At 69.8% G+C, this 17,288-nt stretch carries 19 protein-coding genes and 1 tRNA gene; 14 read left to right on the top strand and 6 right to left on the bottom strand.

The window, feature by feature from the left end:
* Positions 1–38: 38 nt before the first annotated feature.
* Positions 39–560, bottom strand: coding sequence for a universal stress protein (locus ACZ607_RS00100; RefSeq protein ID WP_469730160.1), 522 nt, complete (start codon positions 558–560; stop codon positions 39–41).
* Between the two features lie 825 nt (positions 561–1,385).
* Between ACZ607_RS00100 and ACZ607_RS00095 the strand changes: the two genes are divergently transcribed.
* From ACZ607_RS00095 to ACZ607_RS00030, 14 genes are all read left to right on the top strand, one after another.
* A complete protein-coding gene (locus tag ACZ607_RS00095; protein ID WP_469730158.1) occupies positions 1,386–2,618 on the top strand; it encodes a helix-turn-helix domain-containing protein in 1,233 nt (410 codons plus the stop codon).
* 10 nt (positions 2,619–2,628) lie between these two features.
* A complete protein-coding gene (gene orn / locus ACZ607_RS00090) occupies positions 2,629–3,234 on the top strand; it encodes an oligoribonuclease (RefSeq protein WP_099172745.1) in 606 nt (201 codons plus the stop codon).
* Positions 3,235–3,371: 137 nt separating this feature from the next.
* Positions 3,372–3,444: transfer RNA gene (locus tag ACZ607_RS00085), tRNA-His, on the top strand.
* Between the two features lie 443 nt (positions 3,445–3,887).
* Positions 3,888–4,196 (top strand): gas vesicle protein GvpO, encoded by a 309-nt coding sequence (locus tag ACZ607_RS00080; RefSeq protein ID WP_469730156.1) that lies wholly within the window; start codon positions 3,888–3,890, stop codon positions 4,194–4,196.
* A gap of 61 nt (positions 4,197–4,257) precedes the next feature.
* Positions 4,258–4,713, top strand: a complete 456-nt coding sequence (locus ACZ607_RS00075; RefSeq protein ID WP_469730154.1) for a gas vesicle structural protein GvpA — start codon at positions 4,258–4,260, stop codon at positions 4,711–4,713.
* Between the two features lie 3 nt (positions 4,714–4,716).
* Positions 4,717–5,430 carry a GvpL/GvpF family gas vesicle protein gene (locus tag ACZ607_RS00070; protein ID WP_469730152.1) on the top strand — a complete coding sequence of 238 codons (714 nt, stop codon included), beginning with the start codon at positions 4,717–4,719 and terminating at the stop codon, positions 5,428–5,430.
* A 47-nt stretch (positions 5,431–5,477) separates the two neighbouring features.
* Entirely contained in the window at positions 5,478–5,735 is a 258-nt protein-coding gene (locus ACZ607_RS00065) for a gas vesicle protein GvpG (protein ID WP_469730150.1), read from the top strand.
* Positions 5,736–5,761: 26 nt separating this feature from the next.
* Positions 5,762–6,352: a hypothetical protein gene (locus ACZ607_RS00060; protein WP_469730148.1), complete on the top strand. Its 591-nt coding sequence runs from the start codon at positions 5,762–5,764 to the stop codon at positions 6,350–6,352.
* Entirely contained in the window at positions 6,345–7,520 is a 1,176-nt protein-coding gene (locus tag ACZ607_RS00055; RefSeq protein ID WP_469730146.1) for an SRPBCC family protein, read from the top strand. The genes ACZ607_RS00060 and ACZ607_RS00055 overlap by 8 nt, the downstream gene beginning before the upstream one ends.
* A gap of 37 nt (positions 7,521–7,557) precedes the next feature.
* Positions 7,558–8,025, top strand: a complete 468-nt coding sequence (locus ACZ607_RS00050; protein WP_469730144.1) for a gas vesicle protein — start codon at positions 7,558–7,560, stop codon at positions 8,023–8,025.
* The gene (locus tag ACZ607_RS00045; RefSeq protein ID WP_469730142.1) at positions 8,022–8,846 is read left to right on the top strand and encodes a GvpL/GvpF family gas vesicle protein; all 825 of its coding nucleotides are present in this window, start codon (positions 8,022–8,024) and stop codon (positions 8,844–8,846) included. Before ACZ607_RS00050 ends, ACZ607_RS00045 begins: the two co-directional genes overlap by 4 nt.
* Positions 8,843–9,034, top strand: coding sequence for a gas vesicle protein (locus ACZ607_RS00040; RefSeq protein WP_124276337.1), 192 nt, complete (start codon positions 8,843–8,845; stop codon positions 9,032–9,034). Before ACZ607_RS00045 ends, ACZ607_RS00040 begins: the two co-directional genes overlap by 4 nt.
* A gap of 51 nt (positions 9,035–9,085) precedes the next feature.
* Positions 9,086–9,496, top strand: a complete 411-nt coding sequence (locus tag ACZ607_RS00035; RefSeq protein ID WP_469730140.1) for a gas vesicle protein K — start codon at positions 9,086–9,088, stop codon at positions 9,494–9,496.
* Positions 9,497–9,543: 47 nt separating this feature from the next.
* Positions 9,544–9,996: a hypothetical protein gene (locus tag ACZ607_RS00030; protein ID WP_469730138.1), complete on the top strand. Its 453-nt coding sequence runs from the start codon at positions 9,544–9,546 to the stop codon at positions 9,994–9,996.
* A gap of 97 nt (positions 9,997–10,093) precedes the next feature.
* Here the strand turns inward: ACZ607_RS00030 and ACZ607_RS00025 are convergent, their stop codons facing one another.
* The 5 genes from ACZ607_RS00025 to ACZ607_RS00005 form a co-directional block, all read right to left on the bottom strand.
* A complete protein-coding gene (locus ACZ607_RS00025; RefSeq protein ID WP_469730136.1) occupies positions 10,094–11,140 on the bottom strand; it encodes a LacI family DNA-binding transcriptional regulator in 1,047 nt (348 codons plus the stop codon).
* A 391-nt stretch (positions 11,141–11,531) separates the two neighbouring features.
* On the bottom strand, positions 11,532–12,989 hold the full coding sequence (locus ACZ607_RS00020; RefSeq protein ID WP_469730134.1) for a GH1 family beta-glucosidase: 1,458 nt from the start codon (positions 12,987–12,989) through the stop codon (positions 11,532–11,534).
* Positions 12,990–13,115: 126 nt separating this feature from the next.
* Positions 13,116–14,036, bottom strand: a complete 921-nt coding sequence (locus ACZ607_RS00015; RefSeq protein WP_469730133.1) for a carbohydrate ABC transporter permease — start codon at positions 14,034–14,036, stop codon at positions 13,116–13,118.
* A 15-nt stretch (positions 14,037–14,051) separates the two neighbouring features.
* Positions 14,052–15,050, bottom strand: a complete 999-nt coding sequence (locus ACZ607_RS00010) for a carbohydrate ABC transporter permease (protein WP_469730131.1) — start codon at positions 15,048–15,050, stop codon at positions 14,052–14,054.
* A gap of 165 nt (positions 15,051–15,215) precedes the next feature.
* Positions 15,216–16,538 carry an ABC transporter substrate-binding protein gene (locus ACZ607_RS00005; protein WP_469730129.1) on the bottom strand — a complete coding sequence of 441 codons (1,323 nt, stop codon included), beginning with the start codon at positions 16,536–16,538 and terminating at the stop codon, positions 15,216–15,218.
* Positions 16,539–17,288: the final 750 nt, after the last annotated feature.

Here is a 17,288-nt window from a genome sequence, read left to right as displayed (position 1 = left end):
AAGGCCCCTGACGGCGCGTCAGGGGCCTTCCGGCGTACTCAGGGGATGACGATGACCGGGCGCTGGGCCCGGCGCGCGAGACGGCCGGCCACGGATCCGAAGATCCGGCCCACGAGGCCGTGCGTCGAGCCGACGACGATCGCGTCGGCCGAGTACTCCCGGCCGACCTCCTCCAGCTCGTGGCAGATGTCGCCGCCGCGCTCCACCAGGACCCAGGGCACCTCGGCGAGATAGTCGGCGCACGCCAGCTCCAGGCCGAGGACCTCGGTGCGGTGGTCGGGCACGTCGACGAAGACGGGCGGCTCGCAGCCGGCCCAGACCGTGGTCGGCAGCCGGTTGGCCACATGGACGATGATCAGCCCGGAGCCGTGCCGGTGCGCCATGCCGATGGCGTACGCGAGGGCTCGCTCGCTGGACATGGAGCCGTCGAAGCCGACCACGACGCCATGCCGGAAGGCGGGATCGCAGGAAGGGCGCGACTCTCCGACCGTCAGCGGTTCCGACCCGGGGTCGGCTACCTGCTTGCGGTCTGCGGGTTCAGGGATTTCGTGACCGGCCATCGGTGTCTCGGCGAAGAGAGTCCTCGTGAGGAGGGAGCGGTTTGGAGGTGTACCTGCGAGCGGTGAAGCTGTGTCCGGGAAACATCTTCCCAACCCCCTACCCCCAAGGGTACGGCGCCACTCCTTCACTGCCCAGCCCTCGCACATCGCAGGCGGCGATGGAGGGAGCATGCCGGACACAACCCCCGTATGGCAATGCCGGTTGCGTCGTACATCCAGCTCGTGGACGCTGCTACCGGTTCCGGTCACCGCGTCCGGCCGGCCCGCGCACCGGACCCGCCGGGGCGGCCGAATGTGCCACCCGCCCCTCCGGACCGGACCGTCACACGCCGCCATCGGACAACTGCGCATCGTCCACATCCGGAGTCGGGACGGCCCCGAGAGGCTTCAGAGGCGTACGGAGGCTCCTGAGGTCAGGGGGCGTACGCCGGTCGCATGACTGGAATACGCGCACGCAACCATCGGTTTTCAGCCAACTTGGCCACCACCCTGTTCCCTTGCCCTCAGAGGCACCCGACCTGTGTGCCACCAGGCAGGAATAGACCGCGCGGTACGCTTTGACCCTACGGCGCCCGGCCATGATCGCGATGCGCACTTCCCTGTGGGGCTCACGGGTGAAACGCTTCGTGATCGAACGCTTCGCGCCAAGTTGCCTTGTCGACATAGTGCCGGTGGGGGAACGTGTCACGTCGGCACCACGGGACGCAGTAGATTCGATCATGAGTGTCGAGGACTGGGGACGCGTGCGAGACCGAGGGGAAACGTGCAGGAGCGACAGGCCCGTAGGGACCAGGAAGACGCGAACACCGAGGGGGGCTTAGCGTCATGAGCCAGGACTCCGCCACCGCAACGGAGGCCGCACGGAAACTGACCGGGCGGCGACGCCGGGAAGTCGTAGCCGTACTGCTGTTCAGTGGCGGCCCTATCTTCGAGAGCTCCATTCCGCTCTCAGTTTTCGGAATCGACCGGCAGGACGCGGGAGTTCCGCGATACCGCCTGCTGGTCTGCGGGGGCGAGGAAGGACCGCTGCGCACCACCGGCGGCCTCGAACTCAGCGCGCCGTACGGCCTGGAGGCGATCAGCAGGGCAGGCACCGTGGTGGTGCCCGCCTGGCGGTCCATCACCTCCCCGCCGCCCGCCGAGGCCCTGGACGCGCTGCGCCGCGCCCATGAGGAGGGTGCCCGCATCGTCGGACTCTGCACGGGGGCCTTCGTCCTCGCCGCGGCCGGCCTGCTGGACGGCCGCCCGGCCACCACGCACTGGATGTACGCGCCGACGCTGGCCAAGCGCTATCCGTCGGTGCACGTCGATCCGCGTGAGCTGTTCGTCGACGACGGCGATGTGCTCACCTCGGCCGGAACGGCGGCCGGAATCGATCTGTGCCTCCATATAGTCCGTACCGACCACGGCACGGAGGCGGCAGGGGCCCTGGCCCGCCGGCTCGTCGTACCGCCGCGGCGCAGTGGCGGCCAGGAGCGCTACCTCGACAGGTCTTTACCCGAGGAGATCGGCTCCGACCCGCTCGCCGAGGTCGTGGCCTGGGCGCTGGAGCACCTCCACGAGCAGTTCGACGTGGAGACGCTGGCCGCGCGCGCCTACATGAGCAGGCGGACCTTCGACCGCAGGTTCCGTTCGCTCACGGGCAGCGCACCGCTCCAGTGGCTCATCACCCAGCGCGTGCTGCAGGCGCAGCGGCTCCTGGAGACCTCCGACTACTCCGTCGACGAGGTCGCGGGCCGTTGCGGCTTCCGCTCGCCGGTCGCGCTGCGCGGGCACTTCCGCCGCCAGCTGGGCTCCTCCCCCGCCGCGTACCGGGCCGCCTACCGGGCCCGTCGTCCGCAGGGCGGGGCACTGGAGAGCGTCTCGACGGTGCTGGAGACGTCCGTGCCCGCCCAGGGCACGGCGTCGAGCCGGCGGGCCGCCGCGGCGTCCTCGGCCGGCCCGTCCCCGGTCACCGCGACGGCCCCTCCCGGCGGTCCCGCGGAGCGTGTCGGACCGGGTCCCGAGGCGTATGCTCCGGGCCGCCCGGCCCTGCCGGGGCCCCGCAGCGCCCCGTAGGGTGGGGCCCATGAACGACCGTATGGTGTGGATCGACTGCGAGATGACCGGGCTCTCGCTGACGGACGACGCACTCGTCGAGGTGGCCGCGCTGGTCACCGACTCGGAACTGAACGTGCTCGGCGACGGGGTGGACATCGTGATCCGCCCGCCGGACGCGGCCCTGGAGACCATGCCCGAGGTGGTGCGGCAGATGCACACCGCCTCGGGCCTCCTCGACGAGCTGGCCGGGGGCACGACCCTGGCCGACGCGGAGGAGCGGGTCATGGCCTACATCCGCGAGCACGTGAAGGAGCCGGGCAAGGCCCCGCTCTGCGGGAACTCGGTCGGCACCGACCGGGGCTTCCTGGCGCGTGACATGCCGTCGCTGGAGGGTTACCTCCACTACCGGATCGTCGATGTGTCCTCGGTCAAGGAGCTGGCACGCCGCTGGTACCCGAGGGCGTACTTCAACAGTCCGGACAAGAACGGCAACCACCGGGCGCTGGCCGACATCCGTGACTCCATCACGGAGCTGCGTTACTACCGGGACGCGGTCTTCGTGCCGCAGCCCGGCCCGGACTCGGCCCGCGCCAAGGAGATCGCGGCGCGCCACACGCCGGCCGCCGGCCAGTAACGGCACAACCGCTGGTCACGGGCCCTCCGGGGCCCGTGTACCGCCGGTACGCCGCTCCGGAGGAACTGGGGCGCGAGCACCCGCTCGGACCCTGTACACTTTTTCTCGGCCGGTCAGGAAAGCGACCGGGCGACATGGTGGGTATAGCTCAGCTGGCAGAGCACCTGGTTGTGGTCCAGGATGTCGCGGGTTCAAGTCCCGTTACTCACCCTCTCAGGGAAAGCCCCTGACCTGTGAAAACACAGGTCAGGGGCTTTCTTCGTCGTGGGGCCCGCCTTCCGCGGCACGACGAGCGTCATGATCGCGCTGACGGCGAGGGAGCAGCCCGGCGACAGGCCGGCCCGGCAGGCTCGTGATCATCTTCCACGCCGGATGTCCCGCGGCCGTCGCCTGCGGACGCGGTGACACGCGCCACACACCCCCTCGTGCCGCATGGCCGGGCCGGCTGCCGGGCACCCGGTTCGACGGGCCCTGCCGCGCTGTCCCCCGACGCGGCAGGGCCTTCTTGCGTCGGCGGTGTGAAGGCGTGCGGAAGGCGTGCGGAGGGTTCATGCATACGTTCGGGTCTCATGGGCACGCGCACTGCATCCCGAACGAATGGCTGACCGAACGAAGCCGACAGGAAGCCACGATGACGCGCGGCAGGTGAACACATGGCGACGACCGAAAACACCAAGAGCGATCACGGCGGCGGTGGCGGAAAGGACCGGATCGATGTCTCCACGGCAATGCGGAGCGCGGCCGAACAACTCGCCCAGCTCCTCCAGCGTGCACCCGATTCGGTCTCCTCGCTGAATGCGACGGAAGAAGGCTGGACGGCGCACGTGGAAGTCGTCGAGATCGAGAAGATCCCGGACACCATGAGCGTGATGGCCTCCTATCAGGTGAGGCTCGACGGTCAGGGCCAACTCGTGGGCTACGAACGAATTCGACGGTACTCGCGAGGGCAGGTCGACCGCTGAGTCGGCCACTTCACCGAGAATCCGTACCGCGCACCACCACTCATTGGAAGGAAGACCGACCATGAGTCTCGTACAGCAGAGCAATGCCTCCAACAGCAGCGGAGGCGGTTCCGGAAATCTCTACGACGTTCTCGAGCTCATTCTCGACAGGGGGCTCGTCATCGATGCCTTCATTCGTGTCTCGCTCGTCGGAATCGAGATCCTCAAGATCGACGTACGTGTCGTCGTGGCCAGCGTGGACACGTATCTGCGCTTCGCCGAGGCGTGCAACCGACTGGACCTGGAGTCGGGCCGCAAGGCTCCGGCCCAGCTCACCGACATCGTCGGGGACACGATGGAGAGCGGCGCCAAGGGCAAGTCGAAAGGGGCGCTGACCGGCGCCGTCGAGGCCTTCACGGACTCCTTCCAGAGCGGCCGTGACGACTCCGACGACGACAAGGAGAAGGAGAAGCGGCCGGCACGCAAGACCTCCGCTTCGAGCAGCAGCCGCCGGTCCACCCAGCGGCGGGAGGAGTAACCCATGCCGACCTACATCTACGCCATCACCTCGGCCGATCACCCACTGCGGCTGGACGGCCTGTCCGGTGTCGGTGAGCCCGCGGCCGACCTGCGGACCGTGAAGACGCGGGAGCTGGGAGCGGTGGTCAGCGACACACCGGCCGATCTGCGGGCGAAGCGACGGGATCTCGTCGCCCACCAGAGCGTGCTGGAGCGGCTGATGGCCGACGGCGCGGCGCTGCCGATGCGGTTCGGTCTCGTGGGCCCCGACGACGAGCAGGTACGTGCCGCGCTCGACCAGGGCAAGGACAGCTACACGGCCCGCCTGACCGAGCTGGACGGCCGGCTCGAGTACAACCTGAAGGTCTCGCGCGAGGAGGAGAGCCTGCTGCGGGAGATCCTCACGGAGTCGGCGGAGGCCAGGCGGCTCAGCGAGTACACCCGGGAGAACCCGGGGGCGCAGAACGAGAAGATGGCCCTAGGCGAACTCGTGTCGCAGGAGGTCCAGGCACGCCAGGGAGCGGCGGCGAAGGACGTGGCGCAGTCGCTGGCGTCCGCCGCGGAAAAGGTCTCCGAGGGCGAGCCCACGAAGACGCACTTCCTGAATGTGTCCTTTCTCGTCCGGCGCGACGAGGCGGCCGCTTTTTCCCAGGCGGTCCACGAGGAGGCCGAGCGCAGGGGTGACGACTACACGTTCTCCCTGAACGGCCCTCTTCCGCCCTACAGCTTCGTCTGACGTAAATCGTCCGACGAACGTTCCGTCGAGGAGTGGAGGCACCTTTCATGGGCCTCGTCACGCAACTGCTCACCTTTCCGCTGGCCCCGGTACGCGGCACGGCATGGGTCCTCGATCAAGTGGTGCTGGCCGCAGAGCGCGAGCACTACGACCCTGGGCCCGTCCGTACGCAACTGGCCGAGCTGGAACGTGAACTGCTGAACGGGAATATCGACGAGGAAGAATTCGACCGTCGCGAGGACGAATTGCTGGACTGGCTCGAAGAATGCGAGGCCTACCAGCGACGTCTCAACGAAAATTCTTGATCGCAGGAGATTGAGGTGCTCGACAGATGACCGGCAACGCGAAGATAGGTGCGGCCCTGGTGGGTGGATACCTACTGGGACGTACCAAGAAGGCCAAACTCGCCATCGGCTTCGGAATGTTCCTGGCAGGCAAGAAGCTGAGCCTGGACCCGAAGCAGCTCGGCAGGATGCTGGCCGAATCCCCGCTCCTCGGCGGTGTCAGCGATCAGGTCCGCAAGGAGCTGGTGGGCGCCACGAAGACGGCCGCCACCAACGCCCTCACCCAGCGGGCGACCGGCCTCGCCGACTCCCTGCACCAGCGCACCCTCGAACTCGAGGACCCGTCCGCCGCGCAGGCCAAGGACGACCGGCCCGATGACGACGCCGAGGCAGAGGACGACGACGCCCCGGCCGCGCGGGACGACGAGCGCGACGACGCCGAGGACGACGACGAGGGTACGGAGGAGAAGCCGGCCCCGCGCCGTACGGCGGCCAAGAAGACGGCGGCCAGGAAGACGGCCAAGTCCACCGGTGGCGCCCGGAAGAAGGCCGCTCCGGCCACCCGTAAGGCCGCCTCCGGGGCCCGCAGGTCGGCCTCGTCGAACGCGCGCCGGGACCGGGGTGGCAGCAATGGCTGACTCCGCGTTCAGCAAGCTCAAGGACGACGTGGCGAACAACCCCGCCACCGACCGTCTCAAGGAAGAGCTCCAGAACTACCTCAAGGCCCGGACGCAGCACGCGGTGACCAGCCTCGGCCACAAGCTGGGCGAGGGGGTCGGCAAGCTCGCGGACGGCAAGGACGCCCCCGGCGGTGCGGTGAAGACGCTCGCCAAGGGCGGCCAGGCCCTCAGCGAGGGCAAGTCGCCGGCCCAGGCCGCTCTCAGCGCCGGTGCCTCCCATGTGAAGGACGCCCTCAAGGACAAGGTCAAGGGCCTGTTCGGCAAGGGCCGCAAGGGCGGCGGAGGAAAGTCGAAGAGCGTCACGATCTCCGAGGACATCGACGTCGGTGTGCCGGTGCGCGAGGCCTACGACCAGTGGACGCAGTTCCAGGAGTTCAGCACCTTCGCCAAGGGCGTCGTGAGTGTCGAGAAGTCCGACGACACCAGCAGCAACTGGAAGGTGAAGGTCGCCAAGTCCACGCGTAGCTGGAAGGCGAACGTCACCGAGCAGGTGCCGGACGAGCGCATCACCTGGACCACCGAGGGTGCCAAGGGAACCGTCAAGGGAGTGGTGACGTTCCACGCGATCACCGACGACCTGACACGGGTCCTGCTCGTCATCGAGTACTTCCCCAAGGGGCTGTTCGAGAAGACGGGGAACATCTGGCGTGCCCAGGGCCGTCGGGCCCGCCTCGATCTGAAGCTCTACCGCAAGTTCATCATGATGCGCGGTGAGGCGACGGACGGCTGGCGCGGTGAGATCCGCGACGGGGAGGTCGTGGTGGACCACGACGAGGCCGTCGAGGAGGAAGAGGCCCGCGCCGAGGAGGAGAACGGCTCCGAGGAGGCGGAGGAGTCCGAGTCGGGGAACGACGAGGACGCCGCCGCGGAGTACGACGCCGAGGACGCCGACGAGGCTGACGAGGACGGCGAACTCCCCCCGGAGGACGAGGCGTACGAGGAGGACGACGAGGACGGGGAGGAGGAAGCCCCCGCCGACGAGTCCCCCGCCGAGGACGCCTACGAGGACGAGGACGCGGAGGAGGAGCCTCTTGAGGACGAGGACGAGGACGAGGTCGAGGAAGAAGAAGCGGAGGAGCCGGCCCCGCGCGCCCGGCGCCGCCGTACCGCCTCCGCCCGCAGCTGACCCGCTCCGCCTACAGCACCGATGGGACTGATCCGACGTGTCCGACTCACTGGCCGGCCGCATGGGGGCCTCTTCGGCCGCGTCCCCGTACGGCCAGCAGCAGTCCTCCGCGAATCTTGCCGACATCCTCGAACGTGTCCTGGACAAGGGCATCGTCATCGCGGGTGACATCAAGATCAATCTGCTCGACATCGAACTCCTGACGATCAAGCTGCGCCTGCTGGTCGCGTCCGTGGACAAGGCCAAGGAGATGGGCATCGACTGGTGGGAGCACGACCCGTCGCTCTCCTCCAAGGCCCGCCCGCAGCAGACGTCCCAGGTGGTCGGCGGGTCGCAGGACGCGTCGGCGGTGGAGGCGGAGAACGCGCGGCTGCGGGCCGAGATAGCCGAGCTGAGGGCGGCCGTGGGGCTGCCGGCCGCGTCGGCCGCCGGGGCGGGCCAGGAGGCGCTGCCCGGGCGGGCGGAGCCGGAGACGGAGACCGAGGAAGGCGGGAAGTCGAAGTGACTGCGGAAGCGGCCCCGGGGACGGGCCCGGAGATGTCCTACGTCTACGCCGTCTGCCGGGCCGGAACCCCGGTGGAGACGGCACTCGCCGGCCGGCCCGGCCTGGAGGGAGCCCCTCTGCGGACGGTCCGGGCCGGGGAGCTCGCCGCCCTGGTCTCCTCGGTGCCCTCCGCCTCGTACGGCACCGAGGGCGTGAAGGCGCAGATGGAGGATCTCGCCCGGCTCGAAGTGCTGGCCCGTACCCACCACGCGGTCGTCGAGGCGGCGTACGAGCACGCGGCCGTCCTGCCCATGCGCCTGGTGACGGTCTACCTGGACGACGGACGGGTCGGCGAGATGCTGGGCGCACGCGAGCCGGAGTTCTCCGCGCTGCTCGCCCGCCTCGAAGGGCACGTCGAACTCGGCGTGAAGATCTACGCCGACCCGCGTGAGGCGGTCGCCGCGGGCGGCCGGGCACCGGAGACGGACACGGCGGCGAGCCCGGGCCGGGCCTATCTGCAGAGGCGCCGCAGCCAGCAGCGCAACCACCGGGAGACGTACCGGGCGGCGGGTTCGGTGGCCGCCGAGGTGCCCGCCCGGGTGGACGGCATCGCCAGGGCGCACGTCACGCACCGCCCGCAACAGGGCGACCTCGCCCGGGCGGCGGGCGAGAACATCCTGAACGACGCCTACCTCGTCCAGGACGCCCAGGCCGACGCGTTCCGCGCCGCCCTCTCGGGGCTCGCCGACGACGTACCGGGCGTACGCGTCGAGATCACCGGCCCGTGGGCGCCGTACTCCTTCGCGACCCCGCCCGCGGCGGCCGAGGGTGAGCCGCGATGAGCGAGGACTCGGTCGAGTCGCTGGCCGGGCGCCAGGTGGCGCTCATCGACCTGCTGGACCGGCTGCTGAACGGAGGGGCGGTGCTCACGGGCGACCTCGTCCTCTCCGTCGCCGACGTCGACCTGGTGCACATCAATCTGAGAGCCGTGATCCGGTCGGTCACGTCGGACGAACCGGCGCCGTGGTGAGCGCTCCGCGACCGACCGGCACAGCAACGGCGAGAGAGGAAGGAGCAGTCGATGGCCGGGCAACCCGGTGAGACACCGCCGCCCGAACGGGCGACGAGCCTCCAGGAGGTCGCACAGGCCGCGGCCCACGCCTTCGATCTCGTACCCGCGGGACCCGATGAGCCGGGCACGCGCGACGGAGTGGCACAGCGCCTGAAGACGGACCCCGAGACGGTCGAACGCGACCTCATCAAGCTGGTGCTGACCATCGTCGAACTGCTGCGTCAGCTCATGGAGCGCACCGCTCTGCACCGGGTGGACGTGGGCGATCTCCGTGAGGACCAGGAGGAGCGGATCGGCATGACCCTGATGATCCTCCAGGACCGTATGGCGGAGCTCTGCGAGCGCTACGACCTCACCATGGAGGACCTCAACTTGGACCTGGGGCCGCTGGGTTCACTGCTTCCACGTGATTCCGGCTGAATTCCACCGCTCCGTTTCGACCCGAATCGAGAGGTAACACGAACACCATGACTGCAGAGAGCGAAGAGACCAAGAAGGCAAACGGTTCTGCGGCTAAGGCCGGTACGGGTGCCAGGACGGCCGCCGCCAAGGGGCGACGGACCACGGCGGCAGCCGGCAACCAGGCCAAGTCCGGCTCGGCGGTCGCAGCCACGAAGGCCAAGTCGTCCGCCCAGGACGCCGCCACGTCGGCGGAGTCCGGAGTACGGTCGGCCGGCCTGGCCACGAAGCGGGCCGCCGCGGCCGGCTGGGACACGGGACGCCAGACCGTCCTCGACACCGCCGGCAAGGTGACCTCGACGGCGACCACCGCGTGGACCGTCGTCAAGCACCGCAAGGCCATAGCGGTGGGCGCAGCGGCAGGACTCGGCGGCCTGGTGGGCGGCGCGTTCGCCCTGGGCCGCCAGACGGCCAGGACCCACGCCGGCCCGATCACCCGCCTCACCGGCGGCCGGATCTGACCGGACCGCGGGACACATCCCCCAGGAGGGCCGACAGACCACTGTCGGCCCTCCTTTCTCACGCGCGGTCGGCCCGGATGGCGGCCTACGGCACGCCTCAGGACGACTCGCGTACCACCAGTTCCGTGGGGAGCACGATCCTCGGGCGTTCCTGGGCGCCGTCGCCGGACGCGCGGTTCGCGATCTCCTGGAGCAGGACGCGGGTCATCGTGCGGCCCATCTCCTCGATCGGCTGGCGCACGCTCGTCAGGGGCGGGTCCATGTGGCGGGCCACCGCCGAGTCGTCGAAGCCGATCAGGGCCACGTCGTCCGGGATGCGGCGGCCGGACTCGCGCAGGACCTGGCGGGCGCCCGCGGCCATCACGTCGGAGGCGGCGAAGACCGCGTCGACGTCGGGGCGTCGCTCCAGCAGCTCCCGCATGGCGCGGGCGCCGCCCTCCTCGCTGAAGTCGGCGGGGGCGATCAGTCGTTCGTCGGGGTCGAGGCCGGCCGTGGCGATGGCCTTGCGGTAACCGTCGAGGCGGCGCTGCGCGCCGTAGACGTCCAGGCGTCCGGTGATCGTGGCGATGCTGCGGCGGCCTCGCGATATGAAGTGGTCGACGGCGGCGCGGGCGCCCTCGAAGTTGTCGGAGTCGACGGAGGGCAGCGTCTCTGCCGCGTGCCTGCGACCGCTGATCACTGAGGGCATGCCGAGCTGCTCCAGGAGGTCGGGCAGCGGGTCGTCGGCGTGGACGGAGACCAGCAGCACCCCGTCGACGCGGTGCGCGGTGAGGTACTGGGCCAGCCGGCGGCGCTCACGGTCGTTGCCCGCGAGGGTCAGCAGCAACTGCATCTCCGTGTCGGCGAGGGCCGCCCCGACGCCCCGCACGATGTCCGAGAAGTACGGCTCGGCGAAGAACCGCGTCTCGGACTCGGGCACGACGAGCGCGATGGCGTCCGTCCGGTTGCCGGCGAGGGCACGGGCCGCCCGGTTGGGTACGTAACCCAGTTCGGCGACCGCCGCCTCGACGGCCTCCCTGGTCTGTGCGCTGACCCGCGGCGAACCGTTGATGACGCGTGAGGCCGTGCCCCGCCCCACTCCGGCCCGGGCCGCTACCTCTTCGAGCGTGGGCCGCCCGCCACTCCGTACTCGCGCTGCCGCCATGGCTGCCTCCCGTTCGCGGTCAATTTCTCACAGCGGGTTGGCCAAACCAAGTCCCACCGGCCGATCCCTTGACACGTGGCCGGACCTAGGGCCTTTCGTTTGGATCAGGCCGGGCTCGCGGGGTCTGGCACGCACATCTGCGGCGTTGTCGTCGGTCGGCAACGCTCCGCGTTGATTCCCTCCTCCGCCTTGCAGCTGCACGCACCAGACCCCGCTCCCTGATCCAGCCTGATCCAAACGAAAGGCCCCAGCGGTCCGCTGCGGCGCCACATTCCTGGGAGCGCTCCCAAGCGTACGTCGTCCGGATGACGAACAGGTAAGGCGGGCCGGACGCGGGCAACGAGAAGCGGGGCCCGGCGGTGTGCCGGGCCCCGCTTCTCGTCCTGGTGGCTCAGACGGTGCCGGCCGGAGGCAGCGCGTGCCGGCGGATCACGTCGGAGTACCAGTGGGCGCTCGTCTTGGGGATCCGGCGCTGGGAGGCGTAGTCGACGTACACCGCGCCGAAGCGCTTCGAGTAGCCGTACGCCCACTCGAAGTTGTCCATCAGCGACCAGAGGAAGTAGCCGCGGACGTCCGCGCCGTCGGCCACGGCCCGCTGTACGGCGTCGAGGTGGCCGTGGAGGTACGCGACCCGCTCGGGGTCCTCGACCTTGCCCTCGGGCGAGACGTAGTCGTCGAAGGCGGCGCCGTTCTCCGTGACCATGAGCGGGAGGCCCGGGTGGTCGCGGTGGGTGTCCATGAGGAGGTTGTAGAGCCCGTCGGGGTCGATCGACCAGTCCATCGCGGTGCGCTCCTTCCCCTCGGCGAGGTGGAAGGCCACGTGCTCGGATCCGGGCCACGGGGAGTGCGCGCTGGTGCCGTGGGCGTCGCTGCGCGCATAACTGGCGCCTTCCACCGGGGTGGAGACCAGTGTCGGGGTGTAGTAGTTGATCCCGAGGGCGTCGACCGGGCGCGAGATGGTGGCGAGGTCGCCGTCCCTGACCAGCTTCGACCAGTCCACCAGGTGCGAGGTGTCGGTGATCAGGTCCTCGGGGTACTCCCCCCGCAGCATCGGGCCGGTGAAGACCCGGTTGCCGACCGCGTCGATGCGGCGCGCGGCGTCCGCGTCGGCCTCGCTGCCGGTGAGCGGGCGGACCTGGTGGAGATTGAGGGTGACCGAGGTCTGCGCGGAAGCGGGGAGTTGGGTGCGCAGAACCTCGATCGCCCGGCCATGGGCGAGGTTGAGGTGATGGGCCGCCTGCAGCGCCGCTGCGGGCTCGGTGCGGCCGGGCGCGTGCACGCCGGAGCCGTAGCCGAGGTAGGCCGAGCACCACGGCTCGTTGAGGGTGGTCCACATGCCGACGCGGTCGCCGAGAGCGCCCGAGACGATCGCGGCGTAGTCGGCGAAGCGGTCGGCGGTCACGCGCTCGGGCCAGCCACCGGCGTCCTCCAGCTCCTGGGGAAGGTCCCAGTGGTAGAGGGTGGCGACGGGCATGATGCCGGCGTCCAACAGCTCGTCGACGAGCTTGCGGTAGAAGTCCAGGCCGCGCTCGACGGCGGGGCCGCGTCCGGTGGGCTGGACCCGGGACCAGGAGACGGAGAAGCGGTACGCCTTCAGCCCGAGCTGCTTCATGAGCGCGACGTCGTCGCGGTAGCGGTGGTAGTGGTCGGCGGCGATGTCACCGGTGTCGCCGTTGCGGACCTTGCCGGGGGTACGGCTGAAGGTGTCCCAGATGGACGGCGTGCGGCCGTCCTCGGCGGCGGCGCCCTCGACCTGGTACGAGGCGGTCGCCGCGCCCCAGATGAAGCCCGTGGGGAACTGTGTCCCGGGCGCCTGCTTCGGGGTGGTGTCGGGTCGTACGGCTGTCATGCGGGAGCGCTCCCATGGGGGTGGAGGGACGAGGACGGGGAAGTGCGGGACCCGGCAACCGTACGGCCTGTGGTCAGGTACAGGCCGTACGGAGCGGCCGGGCTCGCACCGCGAGGGACCGGCGGGTCAGCCCTTGACGGCGCCGGACATGATGCCCCCGACGATCTGCTTGCCGAAGATCACGAAGACGACGAGCAGCGGCAGGGTGCTGATCAGCGCGCCGGCCATCACGATGCTCTGGTCGGGCACGTAGGACGCGCTCAGCTGACCGAGGGCGACCTGGATGGTGGGGTTGTCCTGGCTCAGCGCGAGGTAGGGCCAGAAGAAGTCGTTCCACGCCTGGACGAAGGTGAGCATGCCGAGGACCATCATGGCCGGTCGGGCGACCGGAAGCACGATGCTCCACACGATGCGGAGGTTGTTCGCCCCGTCCACCCGGCCCGCCTCGATGAGTTCGTACGGCAGCGCCTCCAGGAGGTACTGGCGCATGAAGAACACACCGAACGCGCTCACCAGGGTCGGGAAGATCACCGACTCCAGCTGACCGCCCCAGCCGATGTCCGACATCATCATGAACAGCGGTACGACGCTGAGCTGCGGCGGGATCGTCAGCGTGGCGATGACCGCTGTCATCAGTGCCCCACGGCCCTTGAAGCGCATCTTGGCGAAGGCGTAACCGGCCAGGGTGCAGAAGAACAGGGTCGCCAGCGTGATGCTGGCGGACACGATCACCGTGTTGACGATGGCCTTGCCGAGGTGGGCCTGCTCCCAGGCCGCCTGGAGATTGTGGAACAGGTTCCCGCCCGGGAAGAGCGGCGGGGTGGGGTCCAGGATCTCGTCCTGGGTGCGGGACGCGGCCACGAGCGTCCAGTACAGCGGGAACAGCGAGCCGATGCCGACCACGGCGAGCGCGAAGTAGGCGAAGGGGCCGGCGTGGTGCTGACGGCCGGCGCCGGGCTTGAAGCGGCGGCGCGGGGGCTCCTTGCCGACGGTGGCCCTGGAGACGCGGCGGTGGTCCGGCGCGGTGACGGTGCTGGTGGTGGTCATGTGTATCGCTCCCCGTCAGGCCTCGGACTTGCGCACGAAGCGCCCGACGAGCCAGTTGATCGCGGCAATGAGCAGCAGCAGGACGAGCATGGCCCAGGCGACCGCGGCGGACATACCGAGGTGCCCGAGGTTCCAGCCGTAGTTGTAGAGGTAGATGCTGAGCGTCTCGTACTGGTGCTCGGTACCGCCCGTCGCGCCGTTGATGCCCCCCTCCAGCAGGAGCGGCTCCCCGAAGAGCTGCATCGAGCCGATGGTCGAGATGACGATCGTGAAGAGGATCGTCGGCCGCAGCGCCGGGATCGTCACGTTGCGGAACTGCTGCCAGCGCGAGGCGCCGTCGAGCGACGCGGCTTCGTACAGATCGGACGGGACGGCCTGCATGGCGGCGAGGTAGATCAGCGTGTTGTAGCCCGTCCAGCGCCAGATCACGATGACGGCGATGGCGATGTTGGACGTCCAGTGGCCGTTGACCCAGTTCGTCTCACCGGCGCCGAAGAATCCGAGGACCCAGTTCAGCAGGCCGCCGTCCGCCCGGAACACCAGGGCGAAGACGAGGGCCGCGGAGGCCACCGAGGTCGCGTACGGGGTGAGGATCACCGTGCGCCAGAAGGTGCTGGCGCGCAGCTTGTAGTTCAGCAGGTGGGCCAGGCCGAGCGCGATCATCAGCTGCGGGACGGTCGAGATGACGCCGATGACGAAGGTGTTGGTGACCGCGGTCCAGAACTCGGAGTCCTGGAGGATGGTGCTGAAGTTGCCCCAGCCGACCCATTCCATCTGGTCGAGGCCGGTCATCTCCACCTTGTGCAGGGCGATCCAGCCGGTATAGACCAGCGGATACAGCCCGAAGGCGCCGAAGACCAGGAAGAACGGGGCGATATAGGCGTACGGCGATGCCTTGTCGTCGAAGCGCCAGAGCCGGCTACGCCACGCCTGGCGGCCGGCGGTCATGGGCTTCGGAGCGCGTCGGCCGCCCTGGGGGCCGTGCGCGCTCCGGGTGGGGGTCGTGGTTGCCACGGGTGGGAGTCCTTCCCTGGGTGTACCGACACCGCAGGGGCAGGCCGGGCCTGTGCCAGGTCGGATGCGTGTGTCGGAGGGTGCTCGTGCCGGCGGGTGGACCGGCACCGGCGCGGGCGGCGGGGACGCGTGGAAGACGTCCCCGCCGCCCGCACCGGCGGAGGATCAGCCGGTGATCTTGCCGATGGCTTCGATGGCGGCGTCCCAGGCGGCGTCAGGCTTGGTGCCCCGCTGCTCCATGTTGTTGATCTGCTTGCCGAACTCGTCCTTGATGTTGCCGTCCTTCGGGCCGAGGACCGCGGCGGGGATGGCGTTGGCCTCGTCGGCGTAGATCGCGCCGATGGGGGCGTTGTTGAAGTACTCCAGCTCGGCGGTCTTCACGTCCTCCAGCTGGAAGGCGCCCTTGTTCGACGGGAAGAGGCCGGCGGCCTTGAACACGGCGGCCTGCTGCTCCGGCGCGGTCAGCCACTTGACGAGCTCGCCCGCTTCCTTGACGTGCTTGCCCTTGGCGGGCACGGAGAGGAACGAACCGCCCCAGTTCGCCGCCGTGTCACCCGGGGCGCGGGTGATGTCCCACTTGCCCTTGTACTCGTCACCGGAGTACTCGGCGATCTGGGCGGCCATCCACGCGGGGCAGGCGACGGTGGCCATGGTGCCCTGGCGCAGAGCGGCCTTCCACGGGTCCTGGAACTGGGCCAGGCCCTGGGTCAGCTTCTTGTCGACGGCCTCGGAGGCGAGCTTCCAGCCCGCCTTGACGCCGGCGCTCTCCTTGTAGATCGGGTCGCCGTTCTTCGCGTAGTACTGCTCCGAGTTGGAGCTGACCACGCCGTTGTACATGGCGCTGGCGGAGTCCATGAAGTAGGTGCCCTTGGGGGCCTTCTTCTTGTACTCCTCACCGAGCTTGAGGTAGTCCTCCCAGCCGCCGGTGAGCTTGGCGGCGACTTCCTCGCGGTCGGTGGGCAGTCCGGCCTTCTCGAACAGGTCACGGCGGTAGCAGATGGACATCGGGCCGATGTCGGTGCCGGCGCCTATGACCTTGCCGTCGTCGGTGGTCGCCTGAAGCGCCTTCCAGTTCACCCACTGGCTGGTGTCGACGACCTTGGACAGGTCGGCGAAGGCGTCCGCCTTGGTGTCGACGAGCTCCTTGACGCGGCCGACCTCGATGCCCTGGATGTCGGCCAGGCCGCTGCCCGTGTTGAGCTGCTGGAGGAACTTGGTGTAGTAGACCGGCTCCTCGGAGGCGGTGTTCGCCTTGACGGTGATGTTCGGGTGGAGCTCGTGGTACTTCTCGAAGAGCTTCGCCTCCTTGTACCCGAACTGTCCGAAGTCGGCGATCGTCAGGGTGATGTTCCCGTCCGCGTCGGCCTCGTCGGAATCCGAGCCGGAATCGCCGCAGCCGGTCAGCAGCAGGGCGGCGGCCGTGAGGCCCGTGGTGGCCATGATGGCGGTTCTGCGGCTTCGACCTGCGACGGTGCGGGTGATGCGCATTCCACTACTCCTTGTTCCAGGGTGGGACTGGCGGTTCCAAAGTGGGACTGGCGTGCGATCTGCTCGGCATTCGCGCTGGTGGGTGCGGGTGCCGGTGGTACGGAGAGGACATGGGCGGTGCCGTCCCCGTACGAGCGAAAAACGTCGTTCGATATGGGAGCGCTCCCATGCGCTGATGCCGGAAGATTGCTGCCTCAAGGGGGTGGGTGTCAAGAGTTGAAGACGCTTCCGTTGCCCGAGTGTGTCCTGCAAGTCACGCGACCGTGTCCGGCAGAGGGCTTGCGCCGATCGGCGCGTCCTGCATGGGCCCTCGGCCGCGCATGGAATCACCGCAGGTCAGGGCCTGTTGGGCGAGGGCCGGGCCCTCTGCGGACCGGATCGGCCGGGCCATGGCGCCACTGCGCGCGCGTGGCGTCGGGACGGTGCCGGACTCCCCGGCGGAGCGGAGGACGCCCACCGGAAGATGAACGGGGCGAGCCCGTGTGGGGGCGCACAAGGGGTCCACCGGGTGTTTCCGCGTTCTTTCCCCGAACTCCACGGTGTCACGGGCCGGTTGCGCTCGCACCGGCCCGCACACCGCGAGGGGGCACAAAAGGGGGCGCGGGGCCCGGGGGGGGGGGGGGGGGGGGGGGGGGGGCGGGGGGCGCGGGGGGGGGGGGGGGGGGGGGGGGGGGGGGGGGGGGGGCGGGGGGGCGGCGGGGGGGGGCGGGGGGGGGGGGGGGGGGGGGGGGGGGGGCGGGGGGGGTGGGG

Source organism: Streptomyces sp. NPDC104381, assembly GCF_055583745.1.
Note: the sequence above shows the minus strand (reverse complement) of the source record. Positions and strands in the feature narration are given on the sequence as shown.